The following is a 14,853-nucleotide window of genomic DNA, read 5'->3' as shown; positions in this document are numbered from 1 at the left end:
GAAGATGACTCAAGAAGTAGAGAAACACCAAAAACTAAAATCACAGTACAAAAAGCTTGTTGCTGAGAAAGTGCTGTTTTTAATTACTATTGCTATCTTGACAGTGCTTCTTTCGGTATATGCAATATCGTCAGGTTCATCAGATTTGAGTTTTTCTGATGTTTTAAAGGCTTTTTTAGGAAAAAGTGATGAAAGAACAGCTCTTATAGTCTTTGACATAAGACTTGTAAGAGTTGTTGCGGCAATTTTGGCAGGGATTGGTCTTGCAATTGGTGGGGCTGCAATTCAAAGCCTTTTTCACAACCCATTAGCATCTCCTTTTACTCTTGGAATTTCGCAGGGTGCTGCGTTTGGTGCGGCAATTGGAATAATTGTGTTGGGCGGCGGAGCGACAAGTTCTGCCGCCTCTGACTCTGTTACCATTTTGCATCCATCTGTGGTCGTTGTGTGTGCTTTTTTGGGGGCAATGTTATCAACTGGAGTAGTACTTGCTTTAGCACAAATAAAGAGGTTTTCGCCAGAGGCAGTTGTGCTTTCTGGAGTTGCCTTGAGTTCTCTTTTTTCTGCCGCAACAACTATAATTCAGTATTTTGCATCAGATGTAAAGATTGCTGCGCTTGTATTCTGGACATTTGGCGATATTGGAAGAGCGACATGGGATGATGTAAAGATTATGGCGGTTTTTGTAATTTTAGCATGGCTGTACTTTTTGGCAAATTCATGGAACTACAATGCAATTGCAAGCGGCGATGATGTTGCAAAAAGCCTTGGTGTGAATGTTGAAAGAACAAGGTTTTTTGGGATTTTAGTAAGCAGCTTTATAACATCTGTGATTGTATCCTTCTTAGGAATTATAGGTTTTATATGCTTGGTAGCGCCTCACATAGCACGAAGGTTTATAGGAAATGACCAGAGGTTTTTGACTATGGCATCTGGTCTTGTAGGTGCGTTTTTGCTTCTTTTGTCAGACACAGTAGCAAGACTTATAATACAGCCAGTTGTTTTGCCAGTTGGCGCTGTGACATCTTTCCTTGGTGCACCGCTTTTTATGTATCTTTTAATCCGCGGAAAGAAGGTATGAAAAATGCTGAAAGTAGATAACCTTGAGTTTAGCTTCAAAGACTTTCAGGTCTTAAGTGGGATTTGTTTTGAAGCAAGAAGAGGAGAGTTTGTGTCAATTTTGGGGAACAACGGTGCAGGAAAATCTACACTTTTAAAATGCATAGCAAGGCTTTTAAAGCCTAAAAGTGGAGTTGTGCTAATAGATGGCAAGGACACAAATAGTTTTTCCTTGCGCCAGCTTTCAAAAAGTGTTGCTTATGTTCCGCAAAGATACACTACAAACAGAATAACAGTGTATGAAGCAATCCTTCTTGGGAGAAAACCACATTTTACCGGGCTTGCTCCTTCTTCAGAAGATTTAAAAAAGGTGGAGATGGCACTTGACCTTTTTGAACTAAAGCACCTTGCTTTCAGGTATGTAGATGAGATAAGTGGTGGTGAACTTCAGAAGGTAGTGATTGCAAGAGCGTTTGTCCAAGAGCCCAAAGTCCTGCTTTTGGATGAGCCAATAAACAACCTTGACTTGAAAAATCAAATAGAGGTTTTGAAGATTTTAAAAAGACTTTCAATGCAAGAAGGGATTTTAGTAATTGTAATCTTACATGACTTAAACTTGGCCATCAGGTTCTCTGACTGGTTCATCTTCATCAAAGATAGAAAAATATTTGCATCAGGCGGGAAAGAAGTAATAAGGGCTGATATAATCTCGAAGGTATATGGCATAGATGTAAAAGTAGAAAAGCATGGTGATGAGATTTTTGTTGTTCCAATAGTAGCTGCTATTTAAGCATAAGTTAGTTTTTAAAAGGGGAGATTTTGGACTGATGGAACTTGTAAAAATAGGAATAATTCACAGTCCATATAAAACAAAAGAAGAGGCGCCACGGCAAGGTGCGGATTCAGAAGAGATTTGCTATATAGAAATATTTGAAGATTATATTAATGGTTTGAAGGATATCGAAGAGGCAAAGTACTTAATAATTTTGTACTGGGGACATCAATCAAACAGGGAGACTTTAATTACAAAAACACCCTTTTCAGATGTTCCAAAAGGTGTTTTTGCTTGCAGGTCTCCCAACAGACCAAACCCAGTACTTTTAGATATTGCAGAGCTTATAGACCTAAAAGGCAATGTTCTTGTTGTAAAAGGGCTTGATGCGATAGACGGTTCACCTGTAATAGATATAAAACCCTATTATGAAAGAATTGACATTCCCAAAGGGTTACAAGAAAAAATTTTTGAAGAACAAAGCAAATGACATGTTTGAAAGGTGGTGTTAATATGACATGGGAAAAAGAACTTTTCTGGAAAAAGGCAGCTGAGTTTCACGGGCACATATGCCCAGGTCTTGCAATAGGTTTTAGAGCATGTGAGGCAGCAGCAAAAAAGCTTTCTCTTGAGTTTTCTTCGGATGAAGAAGTAGTTTGCATAACAGAAAACGATGCATGTGGTGTTGATGCTATTCAAGTCATTTTGGGCTGTACTGCTGGCAAAGGCAATCTCATTTTCAAAGACAGGGGCAAACAGGCATTTACGTTTTTCAGAAGGGATACAAATCAGGGTATTAGAATTGTTTTCAAGGGTTTTGCAGAAAACAGGTCAAGAGAAGAAAACTTACAGTATATCCTTGAAGCGCCTTTGGATGAGATTTTCGAGTACAAAGAACCAAAAGACAAAGTTCCTAATATGGCACGAATTTTCCGTTCTTTGAAATGTGAAAACTGTGGAGAGAGAGCAGCAGAGCACAGAATAAGAATTTTAGATGGCAAATTTTTGTGTCTTGACTGCTATGAAGACTACTCAAGAGGATGGGGAAGATAGAGTCTTTTGCTCATCCTCTTTTTTTAAACTTTCTTTTATGTCATCTATTATCAAAGAAAATATCTCTTTCATAGATAGATTTACAGTGCCGGGGATAAATATTCCATGAAGATTCAAAGGGATTATGTACTTTTTGCATTCAAGGCTGAAAACTAAATGTGCTATCTTTGCAGTAATTTCACCGTTTATTCCACCACAGCTCAGAATTCCGATTGGACCCACAATTGCATCTGGTACAAAGTTTGTCAAAAAATAAACAATTTCATCTTCACCGCAATATCCTACATCTGCACCATTTTTGATCATGTTCTGCATAGCTACTTTGTTAGTTCCAAGCGCAACAACTTTTATTTTATCTTCAAATTCTTTTTTTAGTCTTTTTATAAATTCCCTTCCAATTCCAGCCCCCAGTCCGTCTAAAACTGCAATGACCATGTGTGTATCTCAATCCTTTGACATTGTGTTTTTTAAGTAATTTTAATTATAAAACCTTTTAAATTTAGTTGTCAAAAAAAAATTATCTATCATCTTTATTGATTTTTCAGTTATATAGCTTTTGTATTATTTTGCCTTCAAAAAATCGCAAAAAAATTAATTGAATATTTGCAACAATTTTGTGTATAATTTCTCATGTATGGAGTTCCAAAATACTCAAATAATAATTTTATATGGTGAAGGAGACTATGAAAAGGATCTTGATTGTTGATGACTCTGAACTGATGTGTGAAGTTATAAAAGGAGCTTTGAGGGGTTTAGAAGAAGATATAGTTGTTTTTATAGCTACAAATCCTCTTATTGCTATTAGAAAGGCTAGTTTATTTAACATTGATTTAGCACTAATTGACTATGAAATGCCTTATATGAATGGTCTTTTACTTATCGGCTATTTAAAGGAGATAAATCCATTAACAAAAATTGTAATGGTTTCTGCTTATACTGAACCTGGTGCCCAGATTACTCTTGAAGCACTTGCAAGAGGTGCAATTGATTACATATTAAAACCCTCAAATAAAGAAGAATTTGAAGGATTTAAAAAAGAACTGTTAGATAAAGTTCGCTGGATATTAACAGGAAGAGAGTTTAGCCGCAAAAAAAGTAAGATAGAAAAAGACAGACCTAAAGTTTTAAGTTATCTTGAGGGTCTTAAAGCTGGTACTCTTAATTACTTAGTGGATAAGCTAAGAGAAAGTAAAGTAATAGCAATTGGAATTTCAACAGGAGGCCCCCCTGTTTTAGAAAAGATTTTTACAAATCTTAAGAAAGATTTTTCAATTCCAATATTAGTTGTTCAGCACATGCCGCCAGCATTTACAAAAGCCTTGGCTGAAAGGCTTTGCAAAATATCTCAAAGACAGGTGAAAGAAGCCGAAGATGGTGAAAAGATTGAAAATGGTGTAATTTATATAGCAAAAGGTGGAGTACATCTTGCTGTTGAAAAGATCTTAGGAAAGTATTACATAAGACTTCTTGAAAATGTCGAAAAGGTAAATAGCCACAAACCATCTTGTGATATTTTATTCAGTTCAGTAGCTGAATGGTACGGAAAATATGCAACAGGCATAATCATGACTGGAATGGGTTGTGATGGGTCAAATGGTCTTTTGGAAATGAAAAATCAGGGTGCTTTGACAATTGCACAAAGTAAAGAATCATGTGTAGTTTTTGGTATGCCAAGAGTTGCCATAGAAAAGGGAGCGGCAGAAGCAGTGCTAAGTACAGATGAGATTATAAGACTTTTAAATGAGGTGTAAACCTAAAATAATAAATTTAAAATATCCCTTTAAGATTAAAGACACATCGATATATTCACACTGCCTAAGATAAATGTTCAGTGAAGATTCAAAGGGATTATACACTTTTTACAATTAAGGCTGAAAACCAAATGTGCTATCTTAACGGTAATTACACCACTCTATTCCTATACCTTCACATCCAAAACAGAAGTTGAAAAATTGCTCTGCAAATAAGGTACAATTCCATTTTGAGGACTATAAGTATACATCATAATGTCTTGCAAAATAGGAGTGTTTTTGCTCATAAGACTTTTTAAATCATCAGCTGACAGTACTTTGGTCAAAAATGAATAACTACTGGAGAGCATAGTAATATCTTGTTCTTAAAAAGTTTGGTATGATGTCAAAACTCCTTTATTTAGAAGATTTAGCTGGTTTGCTATTTCAACTAAGGTACTTGGTGAGGACAGGTCTGGCATTTGCTCAAAACTGTTTTGTACTACCTCTAAACCTGATTTGGAGCTTAGGATTTCTGGACTGTATATTTTAAGCTGGTTTTCAAAACTTGGAAGCTGTGTTTGCTTTTCGAAGATAGCTACTTTATCAGGTGTTATATTGTTTTTCAAATTGTTCAAAACATTTCCTTGAGAAATTATTATATAGTCAATTGAATTTTGCAAGCTCTGCGAAAAAGTGTTTATCAAAGACTTTGAACTAATATATGATACACCTACCATTTTACCTCAACTCTTTTTATACCTTTTTGGATATCTCCTCACATCTTTATTATACCACAATTTAACTCAAAAGTTTTCAAAAAAGGTGTGTATCTTTTTGATCAAGTATGGTATATATAAAGGTAAAGCAAACTCTTTTGGGGGATTATGATTTTAAGATGGACAGCCAAACTCAAATACCCGAAAAGTTTAAAAATTCTTTTGGGATATTGAATTTAAAGATTTAGACATTCAGAGGCACAAAGCATTTATCATCACGCGCCTTCTTAACTTTGGAGACCAAGATTGCATAAAGTGGCTATTTAGCACATATTCGAAAAAAGAAATTAAAGATGTAGTAAAGAATAGCAGAAGTCTTTTGAAAAAACCTGCAAGGTTTTGGCAACTATATTTCGATTTGAAAGAGGATGAAATGAGGTGTTTTGAGGTATTCAAAAAGATGGAAGGGTTATTTCCATTTTAAGTAACGTAAAAATTTACGGAAGAAGGTGCAGAATCTTGAAGATAGTTACATTTTCACACTACAAAGAGGTAACTGATGAGGTTTTAAAAGAGTCATATGCCATTGTGATAGACCTTCTCAGGGCAACATCTACTATGATTTGGGCTATTTCAAATGGTGCAAAGGGAATAATTCCTGTTGAGGATATTTCTGAAGCGCGGCTTTTCAAGAGGTTAGATGAAAGGGTTCTTCTTGGAGGAGAAAGAGGTGGCTTGAAAATTGAAGGTTTTGACCTTGACAACTCACCTCTTTCGTACAAAAAGGAAGCCATTTTTGGCAAAACTGTGGTTATGACAACAACAAACGGCACAAGAGCGCTCAAGAAAGCATCCTTTGCAAAGCGAATCTTTCTTGGTTCATTTATAAATGCTAAAAAAACTGCAGAGTATATTATAAAAGAGGCTCTACAGTATAGCGTTGACACAATCTCAATTGTGTGTGCCGGAACAGAAGAGAAATTTACCCTTGAGGATATCCTTTGTGCTGGCTATTTTGTCGATTTATTTAAAGAGAATTTTCCAAATGCGTTTTTAGATGATCTTTCTCTTGCATCACATGTGCTTTATAAAAAATTTGAAAATGACCCTCATGAAATATTAAAATATTCATATCACTATAATCATTTAAAAAGGATTGGCTTTGAAGCTGACCTTCAATTTTGTCTCAAGAAAGACTTTATAGATTGTGTATGTGAGTATAAAAACTTGGTAGTAGAGAAGGTGTAAAAATGTTTGAAATCTATCTTTCTTCATACTCAAAGAAAATTTATAGAAAAAGAGCCAAAATAACATCTATTGTAGGCATATTTATAATCATTGCAATATCAAGCTTTCTTCACTTTGGGTTTGACTTTTTCGGAAGGTCTATGCCGACTGCTGTGATTTTTGCAGTCAACGAGAGTGTATGGGAGCATCTTAAAATTGGATTTTTCGGGGGGTTGATTTTTTACGTAATTGAATTTATCATTTATGGAAAGAAGTTTGACAATTTTATTGTAGGAAAATCAGTTGCGCTACTTTTAATACCATTTTTAACAGCGGTGTTTTTCTACACCTATACAGCATTTTTAGAAGACAATTTGGTTCTTGACATTCTCTCTCTTGCTTTATCGGTAATGATAGCCCAGTTTGTTTCACTTGGAATAACATTGTCAAATAGAAAGATAAAAAAAGGACCATTTGTAATACTTTTAATCATCATGCTGATTTTGTTTCCACTATTTACATATTTTCCGCCAAAAATTCCAGAACTTTTTTACGATTTTGATCACAAGCGCTATGGAATATAGGTGTAAAAATATATTCTAAATTTTAGAAAAGTTTTTAAAAAGGGGAGGAAAATTGTTTATGGAAAAACCAAAATTTTATATAACAACGCCTATATACTATCCATCTGATAAGCTTCACATAGGTCACACATACTGCACAGTTGCTGCAGACACCATCGCAAGATACAAAAGACTCAGAGGGTATGACGTATTTTTTCTGACAGGCACAGATGAGCATGGACAAAAGATAGAAAGGAAAGCCCAAGAGGTTGGCAAGACTCCTCAAGAGTATGTTGATGAAATAGTTGCGTCAATAAAAGACCTTTGGAAGCTTATGAACATCTCATACGATGACTTTATAAGAACAACAGAAGAGCGCCACAAGAAGGTTGTCCAGAAGATATTTACAAAGCTTTATGAGCAGGGCGATATCTACAAGAGCGAATATGAAGGCTGGTACTGCACACCGTGTGAGTCATTCTGGCTTGACAGACAGCTTGTTGATGGCAAGTGTCCTGACTGCGGCAGGCCTGTTGAAAGGGCGAGAGAAGAGAGCTACTTTTTCAGGCTTTCAAAATACCAAGATGCACTTGTAAAATACATTGAAGAACATCCTGACTTCATAGTTCCGCAGTCGCGTGCAAACGAGATGATAAACAATTTTATTAAGCCCGGCCTTGAGGATATATGCGTTTCAAGAACAACTTTAAAGTGGGGAATTCCTGTGCCATTTGACCCAAAACATGTAATCTATGTTTGGATAGACGCACTTTCAAACTATATAACAGCACTGGGGTATATGAGCGAGGATGACAGCAAGTTCAAAAAATACTGGCCGGCAGATGTTCACCTTGTTGGAAAAGAAATTGTAAGATTCCACACAATAATCTGGCCGGCAATGCTGATGGCACTGGGCCTTCCACTTCCTAAGATGGTGTTTGGTCATGGCTGGCTACTTTTAGAAGGTGGCAAGATGTCAAAGTCAAAAGGGAATGTAGTGGACCCAGTAATACTTGCGCAAAAGTATGGAGTTGATAGCCTAAGATATTTCCTCTTAAGAGAGATTCCGTTTGGTGCTGACGGTCACTTTTCAGAAGATGCGCTAAAGACAAGGCACAATAGCGACCTTGCAAACGACCTTGGAAATCTTTTGTCAAGAACAGTTGCAATGATTGAAAAGTACTTTGACGGAGTTATCTATTTCCCTGAAGAAAAAGAAGATCTTGATAATGAACTGATAACCTTGTCAAAAGAAGTATACGAAAAAGTATGCAAATGCCTTGATGAGCTTCAATTTTCAAATGCCTTGATAGAAATCTGGAAGCTGATTGCAAGGGCGAACAAGTATATAGACGAGACAATGCCGTGGATGCTTGGCAGGGACAAATCTAAGTATCCGCGCTTAAAAACAGTTTTGTACAACTTAGCAGAGGTTTTGAGAATTGTTGCAATATTGATAGAACCATTTATGCCGCAGACAACACCGAAGATGCTTTCTCAGCTTGGAATTTCAAAAGAAGAAAATCCTGAGATAACATCTTGGGAGTCAGCGGCAACTTTTGGGCTGATTAAAGAAGGTACAAAAGTAAAAAGGGCTGGGCCGCTTTTCCCAAGGATAGTTGATGAGAAGGAGGAAGAAAAGGTGAAAGAAGAACAAAATAGAACTGATGCTACAAAAATAGAAGGTGCTGTTCCAGCGGATGACAAAAAAGAAGATGAAAAGAAAGAGTATATCTCAATAGAGGATTTTGCAAAGATTGAACTCAAAGTTGCCAAGATTTTGGAGGCAGAAAAGATTGAAGGTGCAGACAAGCTGCTCAAGCTCATTGTTGACTTAGGAGATGAAAAACGCCAGATAGTTGCAGGCATTGCAAAACACTATTCACCCGAGGAACTTGTTGGTAAGAAAATTGTGGTTGTTGCAAACTTAAAACCTGCAAAACTGCGTGGTGTTGAGTCACAGGGCATGCTTTTGGCAGCATCAATCGATGATGATCTTTGCCTGATTACTCCTGAAAAAGACATCAAAGAGGGTGCTAAAGTAAAGTGATGATAGTTGATGTTCATGCACATTATGACGATGAAGCATTTTTGGATGACTTAGAGGATGTGATGGCAAGGCTAAAACAACAGGGAATTGTTGCCATCTCATCCTCTTCATCTATTGAGTCATCAAAAGAAAATATTGAAATTGCGAAAAAGTACGACCACATTTATGTAAATGTGGGAATTCATCCTCATGAGGCAAAAGATGCGCCAAAAGATTTTGAAGATGATCTTTTTGAGCTTGCCAAATATGAAAAGAATGTTGCAATTGGTGAGATAGGTCTTGATTACCATTACGATTTTTCGCCAAGAGATGTGCAAAAAGAGGTTTTTGTTCGCCAGATAGAGGTTGCAAAAAAGCTAAATCTTCCTATTGTTGTTCACTCAAGAGAGGCGCACAAAGATACACTTGATATTTTACAAGAACATGCAATTGGCAAAATACCAATTTTGATTCACTGCTATTCAGGAAGTGTTGAGATGAGCAGGATTTTAAGAAAACATGGGATATATATCTCTGTTGGCGGGGTTGTGACCTTCCAGAATGCAAAGAAGCTCATTGAGGTTGTAAAAGAATACCCGCTTGAACTTTTGATGCTTGAAACAGACAGCCCTTATCTTACTCCTCATCCGCACAGGGGCAAGCGCAATGATTCAACATATTTGAAGTATGTAATATCAAAGATTGCAGAGATAAAAGAAGTATCCGAAGATGAAGTAATAGAAAAGACAACAAAAAATGCCATGGATGTATTTGGTATTAAATAAGGTAAAAAAACAAAAAGATAGGAGATGAGTCAAAGTAAAGATGGGAATGATAACATACACAATTGACAACAAGCTATATATCAATGTTACAAACAAATGCACAAACTCATGCATATTCTGTATAAGAAACACTGAAAAAGGTTTAGGTAGCGAGTATGACCTGTGGCTTGAAAAAGACCCAACAGCAGATGAGATTTTAAACAGCATAAAAGACCCACAAAAGTATGATGAGATTGTCTTTTGCGGCTATGGTGAGCCACTTATCAGGCTTGATGTTGTGATTGAGGTTGCAAAAAGGCTAAAAGAAAAGACAGCTGTGCCCTTGAGAGTTAACACAAATGGACATGCCTCTTACATTCACAAGAAAAATGTTCCACAGCTTCTTCACGGCCTTATTGACAGAATTTCGATAAGTCTTAACGCTTCAAACAAACAAAAGTACAATGAGATTTGTAGACCATTTAATGAAGATATATACGACCATGTAATTGAGTTTATAAAAGAAAGCAAAAAATACATAAAAGAAGTGTGGGTTTCATGTGTAGATACCGTCATAGATGAAGAGGAGATAGACAGGTGCAAGGAAATTGCCAGAGACCTTGGCGTGAATTTTAAAGTGAGAGCGTATGAGGGATAATAAGAATAAAGGGGAATTTATCAGGATAAAAAAATAAATTGAGGTGTCTTTTAATGAAATTAAAAAGTTTAAGCGTTAAAAACTTCAAAAGTTTCAAAGAAATTGATATAGAGCTAAAAGATTTTAACGTGGTTATTGGTGCGAATGCTTCAGGAAAGTCAAATTTTGTTCAAGTATTTAAATTTCTACGCGATATTATGAATCTTGGTTTAGAAAATGCCGTGTCCATCCAAGGAGATATTGAATATCTTACTAATTTAAAAGTTGGCCGAGGTGAAGAATTATCAATTAGTATAGTGTGCGAAATGGAAGATAATGAAAAAATCACAAATACGAAGCAAAACATTGAAATGACTTTCCATGAAATGAGGTATGAGTTTTCTCTAAAAGAGAAAAAAGGTGCGCCAGGTTTTAAAATTGTTAACGATTGTTTGCTTCAAAAGTTTAAATTTAAAGATGAAGATGGGAAAATTATTGAGGGTGAAATCAGACTGTCCCATAAAAAAGATAAAGTAGTGTACGGAATTTTTCCAAAAGGTATTGAGGAGAAAGTGGAAAGTCTTATTCCGCTTTTATATTTAAAAATGGATTCTTTACCCCAGAACATTTTGCTAATTCAAACACCTTTATTTTTTATATGGCGGCGGTTGACGATAGATAATATATTCCGTAATATTTCAATTTACGATTTTGATCCCAAAAAGTCCAAGGAGGCTGCTCCAATTACAGGTAAGGCTGAATTAGAAGAAAACGGGAGCAATCTTGCAATAGTGTTAAAAAACATTTTAGAAAATGAAGAAAAAAGGCGAAAACTTTTTAATTTAGTAAATGACATTTTGCCTTTTGTCAATAATCTTTCTGTAGAAAAGTTACCTGATAAGTCCTTACTTTTCAAGCTCCAAGAATCATACTTTGAAAAGAAGGATATTCCTGCATCATTGCTTTCTGATGGAACTATTAATGTAATAGCAATGATAATTGCATTATATTTTGAAAAGAAAAAGTTTGTTATCTTTGAAGAGCCAGAAAGAAATATTCATCCTTTTCTTATTTCAAAAGTTATTGAAATGATGAAAGAAATTTCGCAAAGAAAACAAATTATTGTTACAACGCATAATCCTGAGGTTGTCAAATATGCAGGAGTTGATAATCTTTTGCTTGTTTCTCGCGGCAGAGATGGCTTTTCAAAGATATACCGACCACTTGAGAAAGAAGAGATAAAGATATTTTTAGAAAATGATTTAGGAATCGAAGAACTCTTTGTTCAAAATCTCCTGGAGGTAGGAGCGTAAGTAAATGAACTGTGGCAAAGGTATATACATTTTGGTGGAAGGTATAGATGATGAGAGGTTTTTTAGACGTATATTGGAACCCAAACTCTCTTCTAAGTATTCTTTCGTTCATATTATGAGATACTGTGGTGATGAGTTTAGGAGCCTTAAAAATTTGCAAAAGTATTCTAATCTCATAAAGGCTTTTGTGAAAAGTAATAATGATTACATTTTTGTAACAGACATAGATGATTCACCATGTGTTACATATAAAAAAGAGCAAATTGCAAAGTTGATAGAGAATATAAACAAAGAAAATGTAATTATAGTTAAGAAGGAGATAGAAAGCTGGTACTTAGCAGGTGCAGAAGATAATTTTTGCTCAAAGTTTGGAATTTCAGAGTCCCAAATTAGTAATACTGAAAAATTGTCAAAAGAAGATTTTAATAAGTTTATCCCTCGGAGTTTTGACAGAACAGATTTCATGATAGAACTTACAAAAAATTTTTCAATAGAAAAGGCTAAGAGCCGGAATGCATCTTTTAAATACTTTATGGAAAAGTACATCGAATAGAAATTCTATTTTTGAAGAGTTTTTTTGAAGAATGGTATTTGAAAATTCTCGTATATGTCTAAAATATATAAAAGGGAAAGAATATTTTATTAAAATCGGTCAATTATTCACATAACCACATCTACAAAAACAGAATAAAAACTTTGAAAAAGTTCATTTATTTTTGGTATTGATTGGTGTATACAAAAAGCATATAATTAAAACTGTAAAGGGCAGCTGATGAGAAAAAACAAAAGATAGCTGCGGACAACCCCTTGAGATTTTAAAAAACACATACAGTAGGATCCCCCCGTTCATTTCCTCCTTTTATATAGAAAGCGGGCAGAAGCTCAACAAGCAAAAGAGCTTCTGCCCGCTTGCGATTTTAGGGGGAATTTTTTAATGCAAGCTTTTTAAAAAATATTGTAAAATAGAATAAGGCATATTTTTTTGTCAAAGGGGAATTTTAAGAGCAACATGGCAAAGTACAGATTGGGTCAAAAAAAGAGAGGAGTAGTTTTTAGGAAAACTCAAAAAGAGAAGAAAAGAAGGTTTAAACGCAAATATATACTCTATATCTTTGCTATATGGATTTTAGCAAATGTGCTCTTATTTTTGGTAAGAGAATATCTTTCGAACTACTATTTTTCAACCCAGCTACCTGAGCTTTCTCCTGAAAATTATAAAAGAATACTTATATTTGCACCGCATTGTGACGACGAGACCCTGTCTTCTGCTGGTGTCATCCAAAAAGCCTTAGCAAATGGCAGTAAAGTAAAAGTTGTTGTGATGACAAACGGTGACGGTTTTACAAGAGCAGCTGGGCAAAACTTTGGCAAGATTAGATTAAAAGCCGAAGACTATATTAAATTTGGATACCTTCGTCAAAAAGAGACCATTCATGCTCTTGAGAATTTGGGGGTTGAAAGGGAGGATATTATCTTTTTAGGTTATCCGGATAGGGGTTTGAGGTATCTTTGGGAAAAGTATTTTGACTCAAAAGTGAGCTATTTTAATCCTCTTACAAGAATCTTTCACAGTCCATATTCAAATTCCTATGAGAAAAATGTCCAGTACAAAGGCGTAAATGTTGTGAAAAACATAGAAAGTATAATAAAGTCATTTGAACCAGATTTGATAATATACCCCTACTCACGCGACCAGCATCCTGACCATTGGGCAACCTCTGCGTTTGTTAAATTTTCACTTTTAAAGCTTGGGTACAAAGGTGATGAGTGGCAGTACCTTGTTCACAGAGGTGACTGGCCAACTCCGTTTGGCAAGCACCCGGACATGTTTTTAGTACCACCTTTCAAGCTTGCGTTTACAGATACCAAGTGGTATCAGGTATCACTTGATGATTTTATGATAGAGAGAAAAGCAAACTCTATTTCAGATTATCACTCTCAAATAAAGGTTATGCGAGGGTTTTTAGAGGCTTTTATAAGGCGAAACGAGCTTTTTGCAAAGCTTGGCAATAGCATTGCCAAAAGGTATGAGGGTGACGACCTGTTTTCGCCTAAATATCTGGTGATAGAAGAACCAACGCATGATATCTGGTCGCTTATTTTTGAAAAAGGTGCGGACATAGATAGTATCTATGCTGCATATGACAGCAAGAATATCTACATAGGCATTAAAATGGTAGGGTCTGCAAAAAGACTTATTAACTATTATCTTCACATTCGTGCGTTTAAAGACCAAAAATATCTTGGAAGGATGTACATCCAAATTTCGGGAAGTAAAATGAAAAGCGTAAAAACTATGACAACTCCTCAGTTTTCTTTAGACAATTCAAAATTCCAAAGAAACAAAAGTTATATGAAGATAGTTCTGCCAAAGAAAAATTTACAAAACGCAAACATGCTATTTTTAAGTCTCAGGACAGAGTTTTTAGGCCGTCAGCTTGACAGAAGCGCATGGAAAGTGATACTGCTGAAATAAAACCTTTATTGAGGAATTAGCTCTTCGTACTTGTAGGTAAATTCAATAAGCTTTGGTGCCATATAGATAGGGCTGTTGGTTCTGAGAGCAAGTGCAATTGCATCGCTTGGTCTTGAGTCTATGACAGATATGACATTGTTATAGTCTTTAAGATAAAGTTCTGCATAATATGTGCCGTCTTTGATGTCAGTGATTACAACCTTTTGAATTGAAATACCAAATTTTTGAAAGATGTTAACCATCAAATCATGTGTGATTGGGCGTGGAAGTTGCTGCTTTTCAAGTGCAAGTGCGATTGACTGTGCCTCTAAAGGTCCAATAAAGATAGGGAGTACCATCTTGTTGTTTTTGTCACACAACAGGACCGCAAATCCTCCACCTTCATGGAAAAATGCAACGTTTAAAACGTACATTTCAATCATAGTGAATAGCACCTCTTTTAAATTGGAATAATTTACAACAAAGCAAAAAACCCCTTACTCTAATATTATGACACAAAGCAAGGGGTCAA

Annotated in this window: 18 protein-coding genes; 14 read left to right on the top strand and 4 right to left on the bottom strand. The window is 35.6% G+C overall.

Annotated elements, in window-relative coordinates; all coding sequences use genetic code 11:
• Positions 1–4: 4 nt before the first annotated feature.
• Genes OTJ99_RS11765 through OTJ99_RS11750 form a run of 4 tightly spaced genes read left to right on the top strand, consistent with a single transcriptional unit; the run spans position 5 to position 2,884 of the window.
• Positions 5–1,081: a FecCD family ABC transporter permease gene (locus OTJ99_RS11765; protein WP_045166102.1), complete on the top strand. Its 1,077-nt coding sequence runs from the start codon at positions 5–7 to the stop codon at positions 1,079–1,081.
• A 3-nt stretch (positions 1,082–1,084) separates the two neighbouring features.
• Entirely contained in the window at positions 1,085–1,849 is a 765-nt protein-coding gene (locus tag OTJ99_RS11760; RefSeq protein ID WP_045166103.1) for an ABC transporter ATP-binding protein, read from the top strand.
• A 37-nt stretch (positions 1,850–1,886) separates the two neighbouring features.
• Entirely contained in the window at positions 1,887–2,321 is a 435-nt protein-coding gene (gene tsaA / locus OTJ99_RS11755) for a tRNA (N6-threonylcarbamoyladenosine(37)-N6)-methyltransferase TrmO (RefSeq protein WP_045166104.1), read from the top strand.
• Between the two features lie 23 nt (positions 2,322–2,344).
• Positions 2,345–2,884: an FmdE family protein gene (locus OTJ99_RS11750; protein ID WP_045166105.1), complete on the top strand. Its 540-nt coding sequence runs from the start codon at positions 2,345–2,347 to the stop codon at positions 2,882–2,884.
• On the opposite strand, the gene OTJ99_RS11745 is transcribed toward OTJ99_RS11750, so the two are convergent.
• Positions 2,864–3,319 carry a DUF3842 family protein gene (locus tag OTJ99_RS11745; protein ID WP_045166106.1) on the bottom strand — a complete coding sequence of 152 codons (456 nt, stop codon included), beginning with the start codon at positions 3,317–3,319 and terminating at the stop codon, positions 2,864–2,866. The two genes, OTJ99_RS11750 and OTJ99_RS11745, sit on opposite strands and share 21 nt — an antisense overlap.
• A 248-nt stretch (positions 3,320–3,567) precedes the next feature.
• Between OTJ99_RS11745 and cheB the strand changes: the two genes are divergently transcribed.
• Positions 3,568–4,635, top strand: coding sequence for a chemotaxis-specific protein-glutamate methyltransferase CheB (gene cheB / locus OTJ99_RS11740; protein WP_045166107.1), 1,068 nt, complete (start codon positions 3,568–3,570; stop codon positions 4,633–4,635).
• Between the two features lie 167 nt (positions 4,636–4,802).
• On the opposite strand, the gene OTJ99_RS11735 is transcribed toward cheB, so the two are convergent.
• Positions 4,803–4,961: a hypothetical protein gene (locus OTJ99_RS11735; RefSeq protein ID WP_235374920.1), complete on the bottom strand. Its 159-nt coding sequence runs from the start codon at positions 4,959–4,961 to the stop codon at positions 4,803–4,805.
• A 39-nt stretch (positions 4,962–5,000) separates the two neighbouring features.
• Positions 5,001–5,354, bottom strand: a complete 354-nt coding sequence (locus OTJ99_RS11730) for a hypothetical protein (RefSeq protein ID WP_235374921.1) — start codon at positions 5,352–5,354, stop codon at positions 5,001–5,003.
• Positions 5,355–5,562: 208 nt separating this feature from the next.
• Between OTJ99_RS11730 and OTJ99_RS13105 the strand changes: the two genes are divergently transcribed.
• The 9 genes from OTJ99_RS13105 (at position 5,563) to OTJ99_RS11690 (ending at position 14,342) form a co-directional block, all read left to right on the top strand.
• The gene (locus OTJ99_RS13105) at positions 5,563–5,817 is read left to right on the top strand and encodes a DUF6922 domain-containing protein (protein WP_408612540.1); all 255 of its coding nucleotides are present in this window, start codon (positions 5,563–5,565) and stop codon (positions 5,815–5,817) included.
• Positions 5,818–5,852: 35 nt separating this feature from the next.
• Complete coding sequence (locus OTJ99_RS11725) at positions 5,853–6,581, top strand: 2-phosphosulfolactate phosphatase family protein (RefSeq protein WP_045166108.1); 729 nt, start codon at positions 5,853–5,855, stop codon at positions 6,579–6,581.
• A gap of 2 nt (positions 6,582–6,583) precedes the next feature.
• Positions 6,584–7,144 carry a DUF6512 family protein gene (locus tag OTJ99_RS11720; RefSeq protein WP_045166109.1) on the top strand — a complete coding sequence of 187 codons (561 nt, stop codon included), beginning with the start codon at positions 6,584–6,586 and terminating at the stop codon, positions 7,142–7,144.
• Positions 7,145–7,202: 58 nt separating this feature from the next.
• Complete coding sequence (gene metG / locus OTJ99_RS11715) at positions 7,203–9,173, top strand: methionine--tRNA ligase (RefSeq protein WP_045166110.1); 1,971 nt, start codon at positions 7,203–7,205, stop codon at positions 9,171–9,173.
• On the top strand, positions 9,173–9,937 hold the full coding sequence (locus OTJ99_RS11710) for a TatD family hydrolase (RefSeq protein ID WP_045166111.1): 765 nt from the start codon (positions 9,173–9,175) through the stop codon (positions 9,935–9,937). Before metG ends, OTJ99_RS11710 begins: the two co-directional genes overlap by 1 nt.
• Before the next feature lie 40 nt (positions 9,938–9,977).
• Positions 9,978–10,574, top strand: coding sequence for a TatD family nuclease-associated radical SAM protein (locus tag OTJ99_RS11705; protein ID WP_045166112.1), 597 nt, complete (start codon positions 9,978–9,980; stop codon positions 10,572–10,574).
• A 53-nt stretch (positions 10,575–10,627) separates the two neighbouring features.
• Complete coding sequence (locus OTJ99_RS11700) at positions 10,628–11,866, top strand: AAA family ATPase (RefSeq protein WP_045166113.1); 1,239 nt, start codon at positions 10,628–10,630, stop codon at positions 11,864–11,866.
• A gap of 4 nt (positions 11,867–11,870) precedes the next feature.
• Positions 11,871–12,419 carry a hypothetical protein gene (locus OTJ99_RS11695; protein WP_045166114.1) on the top strand — a complete coding sequence of 183 codons (549 nt, stop codon included), beginning with the start codon at positions 11,871–11,873 and terminating at the stop codon, positions 12,417–12,419.
• Positions 12,420–12,875: 456 nt separating this feature from the next.
• The gene (locus tag OTJ99_RS11690) at positions 12,876–14,342 is read left to right on the top strand and encodes a PIG-L deacetylase family protein (RefSeq protein WP_045166115.1); all 1,467 of its coding nucleotides are present in this window, start codon (positions 12,876–12,878) and stop codon (positions 14,340–14,342) included.
• 5 nt (positions 14,343–14,347) lie between these two features.
• On the opposite strand, the gene OTJ99_RS11685 is transcribed toward OTJ99_RS11690, so the two are convergent.
• On the bottom strand, positions 14,348–14,764 hold the full coding sequence (locus OTJ99_RS11685; protein WP_045166116.1) for a bifunctional nuclease family protein: 417 nt from the start codon (positions 14,762–14,764) through the stop codon (positions 14,348–14,350).
• Between the last annotated feature and the right edge of the window lie 89 nt (positions 14,765–14,853).

The organism is Caldicellulosiruptor naganoensis (assembly GCF_026914285.1).
Classification (GTDB): domain Bacteria; phylum Bacillota; class Thermoanaerobacteria; order Caldicellulosiruptorales; family Caldicellulosiruptoraceae; genus Caldicellulosiruptor; species Caldicellulosiruptor naganoensis.
Note: the sequence above shows the minus strand (reverse complement) of the source record. Positions and strands in the feature narration are given on the sequence as shown.